The sequence below is a fragment of the Parapedobacter sp. SGR-10 genome, assembly GCF_011030405.1.
GTDB lineage: Bacteria > Bacteroidota > Bacteroidia > Sphingobacteriales > Sphingobacteriaceae > Sphingobacterium.
Genome location: NZ_JAAJTJ010000031.1, coordinates 35,678 through 48,535, shown reverse-complemented (window position 1 = coordinate 48,535; position 12,858 = coordinate 35,678). Strand labels below are relative to the sequence as shown.

At 43.2% G+C, this 12,858-nt stretch carries 11 protein-coding genes; 7 read left to right on the top strand and 4 right to left on the bottom strand.

From position 1 onward, the window contains the following. Positions 1–149: 149 nt before the first annotated feature. Together G5B00_RS16200 and G5B00_RS16195 are read left to right on the top strand one after the other, a co-directional pair. Positions 150–1,442, top strand: coding sequence for a (Fe-S)-binding protein (locus G5B00_RS16200; protein WP_163877926.1), 1,293 nt, complete (start codon positions 150–152; stop codon positions 1,440–1,442). A 73-nt stretch (positions 1,443–1,515) separates the two neighbouring features. Continuing rightward, positions 1,516–2,310: a (Fe-S)-binding protein gene (locus G5B00_RS16195; RefSeq protein WP_163877923.1), complete on the top strand. Its 795-nt coding sequence runs from the start codon at positions 1,516–1,518 to the stop codon at positions 2,308–2,310. Positions 2,311–2,405: 95 nt separating this feature from the next. Here G5B00_RS16195 and G5B00_RS16190 read toward each other — a convergent pair whose 3' ends face one another. The 3 genes from G5B00_RS16190 to G5B00_RS16180 all read right to left on the bottom strand — a co-directional run bounded on the left by G5B00_RS16190 (position 2,406) and on the right by G5B00_RS16180 (position 5,935). After that, positions 2,406–3,485, bottom strand: coding sequence for an acyl-CoA dehydrogenase (locus tag G5B00_RS16190; RefSeq protein WP_163877920.1), 1,080 nt, complete (start codon positions 3,483–3,485; stop codon positions 2,406–2,408). A 1-nt stretch (position 3,486) separates the two neighbouring features. Next, positions 3,487–4,098, bottom strand: coding sequence for a nicotinamide riboside transporter PnuC (gene pnuC, locus G5B00_RS16185; RefSeq protein ID WP_163877917.1), 612 nt, complete (start codon positions 4,096–4,098; stop codon positions 3,487–3,489). Positions 4,099–4,432: 334 nt separating this feature from the next. Continuing rightward, positions 4,433–5,935 carry a malate:quinone oxidoreductase gene (locus tag G5B00_RS16180; RefSeq protein WP_163877914.1) on the bottom strand — a complete coding sequence of 501 codons (1,503 nt, stop codon included), beginning with the start codon at positions 5,933–5,935 and terminating at the stop codon, positions 4,433–4,435. 242 nt (positions 5,936–6,177) lie between these two features. On the opposite strand from G5B00_RS16180, the gene fabG reads away from it, so the two are divergent. Next, positions 6,178–6,921, top strand: coding sequence for a 3-oxoacyl-[acyl-carrier-protein] reductase (gene fabG / locus G5B00_RS16175; protein ID WP_163877911.1), 744 nt, complete (start codon positions 6,178–6,180; stop codon positions 6,919–6,921). A 115-nt stretch (positions 6,922–7,036) separates the two neighbouring features. Here fabG and guaB read toward each other — a convergent pair whose 3' ends face one another. Next, positions 7,037–8,512 carry an IMP dehydrogenase gene (gene guaB, locus G5B00_RS16170; RefSeq protein ID WP_163877908.1) on the bottom strand — a complete coding sequence of 492 codons (1,476 nt, stop codon included), beginning with the start codon at positions 8,510–8,512 and terminating at the stop codon, positions 7,037–7,039. A gap of 303 nt (positions 8,513–8,815) precedes the next feature. Here guaB and G5B00_RS16165 point away from each other — a divergent pair, with 303 nt between their 5' ends. The 4 genes from G5B00_RS16165 to G5B00_RS16150 all read left to right on the top strand — a co-directional run bounded on the left by G5B00_RS16165 (position 8,816) and on the right by G5B00_RS16150 (position 12,759). Next, positions 8,816–9,292, top strand: a complete 477-nt coding sequence (locus G5B00_RS16165; protein WP_163877905.1) for a hypothetical protein — start codon at positions 8,816–8,818, stop codon at positions 9,290–9,292. 171 nt (positions 9,293–9,463) lie between these two features. Continuing rightward, positions 9,464–9,907: an acyl-CoA thioesterase gene (locus G5B00_RS16160; RefSeq protein WP_163877902.1), complete on the top strand. Its 444-nt coding sequence runs from the start codon at positions 9,464–9,466 to the stop codon at positions 9,905–9,907. 45 nt (positions 9,908–9,952) lie between these two features. Continuing rightward, positions 9,953–11,587 carry a M1 family metallopeptidase gene (locus G5B00_RS16155; protein WP_240894543.1) on the top strand — a complete coding sequence of 545 codons (1,635 nt, stop codon included), beginning with the start codon at positions 9,953–9,955 and terminating at the stop codon, positions 11,585–11,587. A gap of 149 nt (positions 11,588–11,736) precedes the next feature. Next, entirely contained in the window at positions 11,737–12,759 is a 1,023-nt protein-coding gene (locus tag G5B00_RS16150) for a rod shape-determining protein (protein WP_163877897.1), read from the top strand. Positions 12,760–12,858: the final 99 nt, after the last annotated feature.

The following is a 12,858-nucleotide window of genomic DNA, read 5'->3' as shown; positions in this document are numbered from 1 at the left end:
TTAAAAAGTACTTAATTGAGTACTTTTTAAAAATTATTGATGACATTACGATTTTTGCATCTTTAATTTATAACTCTTCTAAACAAAATATTATGCAAACATAATAATAACATTATCTATATATTTGTATGAACCGGGAATAATCAACTATGATCAGTCAAGTCATTTTTGCACTCTTATTCGTATCTGCGGGCTTGTTATTTTATAAAAACGCCCGCAAAATATATAGGAATATCCGTATCGGGAAACCTATAGACCGCCAAGACCAGCCCTCCAAACGGCTTAAAACCATGCTTTTGGTTGCTTTTGGACAGCAAAAAATGTTCAAGAAACCTATCCCTGCCCTACTTCACCTATGTGTATATGTTGGTTTCTGTATCATCAACATCGAAATGCTGGAAATCATCATCGACGGCCTTTTCGGCACACATCGTGTCTTATCGTTCCTGGGTGGCTTTTATACTTTTCTGATTTTTAGTTTCGAGATTCTAGCGTTTCTGGTACTGCTATCCTGCGTCTTTTTTCTGGTCCGACGCAATATATTGAAAGTCAAAAGGCTTAATCAGATGGAGCTCGACAATTGGCCCAAGACGGACGCTAACCTTATCCTTATCGCCGAAATACTTTTGATGTCGGCTTTTCTGCTTATGAATGCCGCAGATCAGAAACTACAACACATAGGTTACCAACATTATACACAGGCCGGGGCATTTCCGATCAGCTCCTTTTTGGCCGGGATATTGCCGGATCAAGGAAGTTCATTATTATTTATCGAACGCTTCTGCTGGTGGTTTCATATTATTGGCGTCCTTGCTTTTTTGAATTATCTGCCTATATCCAAGCATCTGCACATTGTACTGGCGTTTCCCAACACCTATTTTTCCAGACTGGAACCCAAAGGAAAATTCGACAATATGGCTTCCGTTACTGAAGAAGTAAAAGCTATGTTGGATCCCAGTCTACCTCCCCCCAACGGTGAGGTTAGCCGATTTGGAGTCAAAGATATACAAGATTTGACATGGAAAAGCCTGTTGGATGCTTACACCTGTACCGAATGTGGACGGTGTACGGCAGCCTGTCCGGCCAATATCACCGGAAAACGGCTCTCTCCCCGCAAAATCATGATGGACACACGCGATCGGTTGGAAGAAGTCGGCAAACATTTGGACCAAGAGCAGGCTACAGAGGATGACAAATCCCTATTGGACGATTACATCACGCGGGAAGAGATATGGGCCTGTACGACCTGCAATGCCTGTGTAGAGGCGTGTCCCGTCAACATCAACCCTTTAGAGATTATCATGGGGCTCCGCCAATATGTGGTCATGGAAGAATCAAAAGCACCGGGCAGTATCAATAATATGTTGAGTAACCTGGAAAATAACGGAGCACCGTGGAAATATGCACAAGCGGACAGGGCAAATTGGACAAATATGGATTAAAGAAAAAAGATTAAGGAACAAGGACGTAAAATCTGTACAATCTCTTAAATCTGTGTAATCATATAAAAAGAACATGGAAGATCAACTTCATATACCTACCGTTGCCGAATTGGTTGCCAAAGGCGAAAACCCCGATATTCTATTTTGGGTGGGCTGTGCCGGATCTTTTGACGAGCGGGCGCAACGCATCACCAGGGACATATGTAAGATATTACATCATGTTGGCATTAAATATGCCATATTAGGCACAGAAGAAAGTTGTACGGGAGATCCGGCCAAACGAGCAGGCAACGAATTTCTATTTCAGATGCAGGCCATGATGAATATACAGGTCTTGGATGGATACCAGATCAAGAGAATTGTTACCGCATGTCCCCATTGTTTCAACACCTTGAAAAATGAATATCCGGGCTTAGGTGGCCATTATGAAGTCATCCACCATACACAACTTATCCAATCCCTGATCGATGAAGGGAAGTTAAAACCTGCTGACGGCCATGCTTTCAAAGGTAAACGGATTACCTATCACGATCCTTGTTATCTGGGCCGTGGCAATAATGTGTATGAAGCTCCCAGAAAGGCATTGGAAACACTGGATGCCGATCTTGTGGAGCTCAAAAGATGCAAAAGCAATGGCCTGTGTTGTGGAGCAGGTGGCGCACAAATGTTCAAGGAACCCGAACGGGGAAACAAGGACATCAATGTAGAACGTATCGAAGACGTCATTGAATCCAAGGCTACTATTGTCGCCGCTGCCTGTCCATTCTGTATGACCATGCTACTTGACGGCGTCAAGATCAAAGAAAAAGAGCAAGAAATAGAAGTCCTCGATATTGCAGAAATCACAGCCAAGGCAAATAGATTATAAAACTTTGTTAATATGAACATAGTATTGGCTACAAATGACAACCAATTCCGAAAACCCACAATCGTAAATCATAAATCTAAAATCGTAAATCTCCTCTATGATATATTCAACAGACTATGCTGCGTGGCGGTGAAGATATTCCTAAACACGATATTCAACTCATTCTCCCGTTGTGCACCGGAAATACCAACCAACGGGAATAACTGTACGACACGTTCGCGTATTCTCCCTACGACAGACCTTGAAAACAAAGCAATCTCCTGGAGCAGTAGATCATTCTCTGCAATCGGAGATTCAACATTTTTATCCCATAGGGTTGCTATGAGTTCAGTTGTTTTTTTACGATCTCCGGCTAGTCCGATCTGGCATTCATCCACAAGCTTAAACCGTTGTTTGCTATATGTGGATTCCCAAAAGGTATCTTTGGATTTGTCAAAAAAGTACTTTTCAACCAGATCCAAAAAACGCCTATACATCCCCATATAGTTGACCAACAAGGTCACTTCGGCAAAAGGCATAAAAGGTATTCGGAACAAAGGTTCGTCTACCTGCCCATGTTCGGGCTTGATCTGGAAGCTATAGTTGGCCTCTACTTTTACGTTCTCCAGCGAAAAACTGTGGCTTGCGGTGCATTCCAAACCGAATGTATCCCAATCGTAGTGTATCAGCACTTTGTCTTTAGGTACGAAGAAAGAATATACCAACGGATTGCCCCCGGCATCGACCTGCTGTTCGTCACCGTAGTAAATAAAGCAATTCAACGTAAAATGAGTCAGATGGGGAGCTCCTGTGGCAAACTGCCAAACACCCGAAATCGTATATTTCTCACCATCCCATACGGCCTTGCCTCCTACCCGACCGCTTCCGCCCAGACAGACCTTCGGATCTGAAAACACAGTTTGTGCGATCTTCGGATCGATGTATCCGGCAAACATATTTGCTCCCGCGCACAGCGTCACGGTCCAAGCCAATCCTCCATCCCAATACGCCAGTTCTTCGAGCAAAGCACAACCATCTACCAGGGACAACCCCTTGCCTTTGTACAAAGTGGGCACCCATATATTGAACCAATTGCTTGCATAGATCATCTCCAATTGTTCTTTTACCAAGGCTCTGTGCTTGATGCTCTGTGCTTGATGATCTTTTATCGTTTGTATCTCTTTATCTGTCAACATATCATGCAGTTTTAAGATTTTGTATTGTCATCAATTTCCGCCATTTGATAAATCCAAATATAGCTACGATAAACAAAAAAGTCGTCAGGGCAGCAAACAAGTACAGGTCCTTATGTATCAATAGCGGAACTGCAAAGGCATTACTGATATTCAACAATATCCAATTCTCGATCTTACGCTTAGCCAACAACCACATCCCTGCCCATGCAGTAGAAGACACCCAAGCATCCCACGCCGGCACATCCGAGTCCGTAACGTGCTCTAAGACGAGGTACAAAAAAACAAAACCGACCAAACTGATTCCGGCAACTACCCTCCATTCCTTTCGACTACAAGACGTAATAGGTTGCTGTGCCGCTGTTCTATTATTCACCCAATACCACCATCCGTAGATACTCATGATCAGATAGTACATATTCAAAGCAATCTCTGCATATAGTTTTGCTCCAAATAGCACATACATTCCCGAAAGGATACCCATTATACCAAAAAAATAGTTGGATACTTTGTTGTTTTTTGACAGTAGTACCTGTATGATACCGCACAGTACCGAAAATCTTTCCAACCATGAGGTCTGTTGGAAAGCTGCAGTAAGAGTTTCAATTATTTCCATAAAAGTGAGTTTTTAAAAACTGCACTTATGAAACTGCTATCAAAGACATGATTTAGAAATTAATCCCTACGCCAGCATTACCTGGATCAGGTTCCTTCCGACTTGTCTCTGTGGTATCAGGTTAAAGCAAATTGAATAAAGGTCGTCATCTCGAACGAAGAGAGAGATCTATGGATGAATAAATTAATTCTCTGTCTAACCATAGATTTCTCCCTCTGGTCGAAATGACGATATAGCTTACCAAGCTTGACGTCAATGCGACTTGTCGGAATTGGGTATAATCTCAGCCTCTCAATAGGTAAAACCTATTTTAGCACCCCATAAGTTTATTTAATTATAATATTTCATCCAATTTCAATGCACGATGCGTATGTGCACGAATCTCTTTGCACAATTGTTCATCATCATTCAGCGAACGCCCCCAAGACGGGATCATTTCCCTTAATTTCTTGCGGTATTCCTCCGACTTGGCACGGTCAGGGAAACATCTTTTCAACAATTGTATCATGATCTCTACCGATGTAGAAGCCCCTGGTGAAGCACCCAAAAGTGCTGCAATTGAACCATCTGCACTGGACACAACTTCCGTACCAAACTCCAATATCCCCCCATGCTTTGGATCTTTCTTGATGACCTGTACACGTTGTCCCGCCTTTTCGATTTCCCAATCTTCCAATTTTGCCGTGGGCATGAACTGCTTCAAAGCATCCAATTTGTCTTTCGGCTTTTTCATGACCTCTGTGATCAGATATTTTGTCAGGGGCAGGTTGTCCAATCCTGCCGAAAGCATGGGTTTGATATTTGACAATTTTATCGACGCCGGCAGATCAAAATAAGATCCTTTTTTCAAAAATTTGGTAGAAAAACCTGCGTACGGACCAAACAAAAGTGCTTGTTTACCATCGATATAACGGGTATCCAAATGTGGTACGGACATCGGCGGAGCACCTACCGAAGCTTTGCCATATACTTTAGCATGGTGTTGCTTGATGATCTCCTCGTTTTTGCACCGCAGCCATTGGCCTCCTACCGGAAAACCACCGTAGCCTTTCGCCTCGGGGATACCGGATTTTTCGAGTAGCAACAGGGAATGTCCTCCTGCTCCGATAAAGACAAATTTTGCCTTGATTTCCCGTTTATCTCCTGTTTTGAGGTCTTTCACCTCTATTTCCCATCTTCCATCATCTTCCCGTTCAATATCTTTGACTTCCTGATGCAAAGAGAGGTGTACGTTTCCTTTTTGAGCCAGATAGTTGATCAGATCACGGGTCAATGCACCAAAATTCACATCGGTACCAATATCCATTTTTGTCGCTGCCATAGGTTCAGCAGCATCCCTGCCCTCCATCATCAAGGGTACCCAATCTTCCAACAATGCCCTATCTTCGGTATATTCCATCCCCTTAAAAAGGTTTTGCTGTATCATGGCTTCAAACCGTGTCTTCAGAAATTTCACATCCTTTTCACCAAATACAGCACTCATGTGCGGTACTTGACGGATAAAATGTTCGGGATTCTTCATGACGCCCTTTTCCACCAGATAAGCCCAAAATTGTTTAGAAACCTCAAACTGTTCTGCAATTTTGATGGCCTTATCGATTTTCACAGCCCCATCGGCCTGTTCAGGCGTATAATTTAACTCACACAGAGCAGAGTGACCTGTCCCGGCATTATTCCAGGCATCCGAACTCTCAGCCGCAACAACATCCAGACGCTCGATGATTTCAATCTCTATATCCGGATTAAGCTCATGGATAAGTGTACCTAGGGTAGCACTCATAATACCTCCACCGATAAGAACTACGTCAACTTCTGATTTTTGTTTTTTCTTGCCCATGATGTGTTAAATTCCGTGCAAAATTAATATTCATAAATCGTTAATACGAATGCTTTTGTCAAAATTGTTTCATTTATCACTCTTTTTTATTAAAATATCAAATTAAGACTCAAAAAACTAAAAACTCACTATATGAACAGGTAGCAGCATCGATCATCTAAAAACAATTAACTTTGGGATTACGGAGGAATTTTAACATTTTTGCACTACACACAATCGGCAATTAAAAAACAATTACATACATGAAATTACTTGAGGGAAAAACTGCTTTAGTAACCGGAGCTTCTAAAGGCATAGGACGCAAGATCGCTGAGGTATTTGCACAGCACGGCGCGAATGTCGCTTTCACCTACCTGTCCTCCGTAGAAAAAGGCCAAGCCTTGGAAAAGGAATTGCAAGCTTATGGTACGCAAGTCAAAGGATACCGCTCGGACGCATCCAAATTTGACGAAGCCGAAAAACTAATCAACGACATCGTTGCAGATTTTGGCACATTGGAAATAGTGGTCAACAATGCCGGCATTACCAAAGATGGTTTATTGATGCGTATGACCGAGGAAAACTGGGACGATGTCATCAATATCAACCTCAAGTCTATCTTCAACGTAACCAAAGCAGCCTCCAAGGTCATGATGAAAAACCGCAAAGGCTCCTTTATCAACATGTCATCCGTCGTGGGAGTACAAGGAAATGCCGGACAAGCAAACTATGCAGCTTCCAAAGCCGGCATCATCGGCTTTACCAAATCCGTAGCCAAAGAATTGGGATCTCGTAATATACGTGCCAACGTCATTGCACCGGGATTTATCCGTACTGAAATGACTGACGTCCTGGATCCCAAAGTGGTCGAAGGATGGGAAGCAGGCATCCCGCTAAAACGTGCCGGAGAACCGGAGGACGTGGCCAATGCCTGTCTTTATTTAGCTTCCGATCTATCGGCCTATGTGACCGGGCAGATACTGCCCGTGGATGGCGGTATGCTATAAAACAAAAAAGGCCGTTGACAACGGCCTTTTTCGTTTTGTTGGCGCGCGAATCCTTTCGCGTGCCTATACTTTCAAGCACACGAAAGGATTCGTGCGCTAGCATAGGTTATTTTCATTACCCCCTACTGTTATAGTTAGGAGCTTCTTTTGTAATCTGTATATTATGCGGATGTGACTCTCTCAATCCCGCACCTGTGATACGTACAAACTGCGCCTGTTGCAATTGTTCTACAGTCGCTGCTCCACAGTATCCCATCGAAGCCCGCAAGCCTCCAATGTATTGATAGACAACCTCGGCCAATGTACCTTTATAAGGAACCCTTCCTACTATACCCTCAGGAACCAGTTTTTTGATATCATCTTCCACATCCTGGAAATAGCGATCCTTAGATCCCTTTTCCATAGCCTCTACGGATCCCATACCGCGGTAGGATTTGAACTTACGTCCTTCCAAAAGGATAGTCTCTCCCGGAGCTTCTTCTACACCTGCAAACAGAGAGCCTGCCATAATGGTGTATGCGCCCGCAGCAATAGCTTTGGCTATATCCCCTGTCTGCTTGATGCCGCCATCGGCTATGATCGGCACTCCTGTACCTTTCAAGGCTTTGGCTACTTCGTACACGGCATACAATTGGGGGACGCCCACACCTGCAATAATGCGTGTCGTACAGATAGACCCCGGTCCTATACCAACTTTGACAGCATCTGCTCCTGCATCAGCCAATGCCTTAGCCGCTGCTCCTGTAGCAATATTACCCACGATAACCTGAAGATCGGGGTACGTTGATTTAACTTCTTTCAGTTTATTGATGACACCCAATGAATGCCCATGTGCCGTATCGATTGTAACGACATCGACACCTGCCTTGACTAGCGCATCCACACGTTCCAATGTGTCCGCAGTCACTCCGACAGCAGCACCTACCAAAAGACGGCCATGCTCATCCTTCGCGGCATTTGGATAGTGCTTATATTTCTGAATATCCTTGAACGTGATCAATCCTTTCAAGACATAGTTTGCATCTACTACAGGCAATTTTTCGATCTTGTGATTCTGCAGAATTTCTTCGGCACGCACCAAATCTGTACCTTCTGGGGCCACGACCAGATTATCCTTGGTCATCAATTCACTAATCGGTCTACTCATTACCTTTTGAAAACGAAGATCTCTGTTCGTCACGATGCCCACCAATTTTCCTCCAAGATCAATGACGGGGATACCACCTATCTTATGTTCTTTCATGATACTGAAAGCATCTCCTACAGTAGCCGAAGCCAGCAATGTCACAGGATCCTGGATCATACCACTTTCTGATCGCTTTACCTTCCTTACCTCTGCAGCCTGCTGGTCTATCGTCATGTTTTTATGTAGCATGCCGATACCTCCGGCCTGTGCTATCGCAATCGCCAGATCAGAGCCTGTCACCGTGTCCATAGCCGCCGAAACCAACGGTATGTTCAATTTGATCTTCTTTGTCAGGTGAGTGCTGGTATCTACATCTCGCGGTAGAACTTCCGAATAAGCTGGTATTAACAATACATCGTCGTAGGTAAGACCTTCAGCTACGAATTTTTGTGGATCTAATTGCATGGCAAATATCTTTCTGGGTTTCTATTTGCCGGACAAAACTACGACTTTTTTCTTAAAATCCAGATAAAATATGTAAAAAATATAGAGGAGGAGTAGAAACGCAAGATGTTGCGTTTCTACAGGAGTGATTAAGCCAGCGGCCAGTTGGGGTTGTTTTACTCCTATATAACACAAAAATAAAATCCTTACTAATCAACATACAGCTACATATTTCATAAAAAACACACACAGTTTTTTGTTTTGGCAGGGATTTTGTTATTTTCACATTATTATTGTAAAACATGTAAACAAATCTATGACGTTATGAAAAAAGTATTACTTTCAGCTGCTGTGGTAGCAGCATTGCTTTTCGGAGCACAGGAGACCAAAGCACAAACGCCTTATAAATCAGCTTTGGGCCTCGTATTTGATGGTGATGACGGGTCTAATGTAGGTATCCAATACAAAACGGCAATTGCTCCTACACAAGCTGTACAGTTTCAAGTTGCATTTCGCAATCATTGGGTTTCTTTTGGTGGTGATTGGCAATATGAAAAAGCCATCAGTGGAGCGGAAGGATTAGCATGGTATGCAGGTGTCGGTGCTCAGGTAGGAATAGCCAGCTACGATAACAACTCGACAACTTTCTTTGGTTTGCGTCCTCAGATAGGTTTGGAATATAAGATACCAACTCTTCCTCTCGGTTTGCACCTCGATTACAAACCATATTTAGGTCTTAACCACGACACAGGTTTTAGTGGTGATGGATTTACTTTTGGTGTCAAATTCATTTTAAAGTAATCAAAATTACTGTTTGAACACATGAAGGCTTCGTAAGGGTACGAAGCCTTTTTTATGCTTACGGGGAGCAGAGACATTGCATCCTGTGAGAGCCGGCACGATATCATCTTGACATAACTTTTCGGCAATATCATCTCATTTCTTTATTTTTGGAGAAAGAGCAAAATATTTATGACAACACGTACATACTATGAAGGACAAGTACTTTGGTCTCAGATAGATGCCAACAGGCATCTGAGGCATTCAGCTTATGCAGATTTTTGTGCACAGGCACGCAGCAATATGCTACGTCTGCTCGGCCTATCTCTAGACGATTTTGCCAAGCAAAAGATAGGCCCAATCCTGTTTCGTGAAGAGCTTATATATTACCGGGAAGTAATGCTGGACGAAATCATCCGTGTCAACGTGGAAATGACCAAACTCAACCTCTCCAATGCGCGTTTCTCTTTTCGGCACATCGTCTATAAAACAGATGGCACCAAAGCTGCCGAAGTCAATGTAGATGGGGCCTGGATGGATCTCGTACAAAGAAAACTAATCAATATCCCAAAGGAATGGTACACTGTGCTAGATCATATCCCCAAAGCGGATGATTATGCAGAAATAACTTCCTAATACCTTAGCGCCATGCAGTCTAAGTTCGTCTTAATTTTATCCCTTATGATGACACTTGTCTGTCATCATAGCTATGCACAAATCTTCAAAGCTACAGAACTGTTTAGCCGAGCCGATTCCTTGCGTGGACAACTCACCCCATTGCGTACCTGTTACGACATCCATTATTATCACCTGGATGTAAAGGTAGACATCCCCAACAAATTCATCTCCGGAACAAACTTGTTTCTATTTACGGCTACCGAAGATTTCCGGAAACTGCAATTTGATCTTTTCGACAATCTATCCGTGGAAAAGGTGGAATACAAGGGGCAATCCCTCCCTTTCAGCAGGGAATATCACGCCGTGATGGTAGATTTTCCGCGTATTATCCCAAAAGGAGAAATAGATTCGTTTACAGTACATTATTCAGGTCATCCCATACAAGCGACCAGAGCTCCTTGGGATGGTGGATTTGACTGGAAAAAAGACAGTAAAGGCAAACCTTGGGTAGCAACGGCATGCCAAGGATTGGGCGCAAGCGTATGGTGGCCCAATAAAGACCATCAGTCCGATGAAGTAGACAGCATGCTGATATCCGTCGCTGTACCCCGTGGGCTGATGAACGTCTCCAACGGAAGATTGATCAATAAAGTCAGACTCAAGGACGGATATGACCGTTTTGATTGGAAAGTCAGCAATCCCATAAATAATTATAATATCGCATTGAATATTGGAGATTATGCACATTTCTCCGAAGTGTTCGCTGGTGAAAAAGGAACTTTGGACATAGATTATTATGTCTTACAAGAAAATAATACCGAGACAAAAAAGAATCATCTCCGCAAGAATGTACAACAAACACTACGAGCTTTTGAGTACTGGTTTGGCCCCTACCCTTTTTACAAAGACGGGTACAAGATTGTCGAAACGGCCCACTTAGGCATGGAACACCAAAGCGCCATCGCTTACGGCAACAGATTCCAAAACGGATATTTGGGAGAAGATGGTTCCGATACCGGATGGGGATTGAAATGGGACTTTATCGTAGTGCACGAGAGTGGACACGAATGGTTTGGCAACAACATTACTGCGGCTGACCTAGCGGACATGTGGATACATGAAGCCTTTACCAATTATTCCGAAGCGCTTTTTATCGATTATTTCTACGGTAGGGAAGCTAGCCAAGCTTATGTAAACGGCAATCGTTTTACCATCCGCAACGATCGCCCTTTGCAAGGCCCGTATCACGTTAACAAAAGTGGCTCCTCTGACATGTACAACAAAGGAGGAGTCATCATGAATATGCTGCGAACCATCCTTGATGACGATGAAAAATGGCGTACTATCCTGCGGGGGCTGAACAGTACATTCTACCATAAACAAGTAAATTATGATGATATTGTGCATTATATCAACGCGCATTCGGGCCATCGCCTTTCTAAATTTTTCGAGCAGTATGTACAATACAAAAGCCTGCCTGTTTTGGACATTAAATTTGCGGCAGACGGCAAGATTTATGGCCGTTGGATCAGTGAAGTAGATCAATTTGAAATGCCTATACATATCGGAAAAAAAGAGAAAAAGAAAGCGTTATTTTACATTTCCAACCGATACCAAGAACTTGGTATCCCCGGTCTGACGAAGGAAAATCTATCGGTAGATACATTTAATTATTATATTGGCTTGAATATACAATAAAGTGTGATTTTAACCGTTCGGAATATATTACATACCACCAAATCCAGTGGAAACCTATATATCATTTTTTTGTATAGATAGGCTATCATAAACGATTTTTTTTCATTAGGTTTGCATAAAAATAAACACATAAGACAAGAACACACCAAATGGGGTTATTTAATTGGTTTACGAAAGAAATTGCAATAGATCTGGGTACAGCAAATACCTTAATAATTCATAACGATAAAGTAGTTGTCGACGAACCCTCCATCGTCGCTTTTGACCGCACGACAAACAAGGTCATTGCCATCGGCAGACAAGCCATGCAGATGGAAGGAAAGACACATGATAATATAAAAACAGTTCGTCCCTTGCGTGATGGTGTGATTGCCGATTTTACGGCTGCCGAACATCTGATCCGGGGTATGGTCAAGTTGGTCAACGGTGGAAAATCCTGGTTTTTCCCTTCACTACGAATGGTCGTCTGTATCCCTTCGGGCATCACGGAGGTAGAGAAACGTGCGGTACGTGATTCGGCCGAAAGAGCAGGTGCAAAAGAAGTTTACCTGATCCATGAACCTATGGCTGCAGCTGTCGGTATAGGAATCGATGTAGAGGAACCGGTGGGCAATATGATCATCGATATCGGTGGAGGGACGACAGAAATTGCTGTCATTGCACTATCGGGTATCGTCTGTGACCAATCTATCCGTGTAGCCGGAGATAATTTCGATTCGGATATCGTCCAATATATCCGCCGTCAGCACAATATCATGATCGGTGACCGTACCGCAGAAAAGATCAAGATCGAGGTCGGAGCAGCATTACCCGAGCTTCAAGAACCACCAGAAGACTTTGCCGTACAAGGTAGAGACCTGATGACAGGTATCCCCAAGCAGATCACTGTATCCTATACCGAAATAGCACACTGCTTGGACAAATCCATCTCCAAGATAGAGGAAGCGATACTGAAGGCATTGGAGATTACGCCTCCCGAGCTGTCGGCCGATATATATCAGACGGGGATATACCTGACTGGCGGAGGTGCTTTGCTGCGAGGTTTGGACAAACGTATCCAAGCAAAGACCAAATTGCCGGTACACGTTGCAGAAGATCCACTGCGTGCTGTCGTACGTGGCACAGGTATTGCGCTTAAAAACATCGGACGTTTCAAGTTCTTGATGCAGTAATGCGCTTGTGCAAATAAAAAACATGCGATATAGCAAAGCCTTAAACTTTCTATATCGCATATTTGTTAGAAACAGACAACATTTGGGTTCTTTGATATG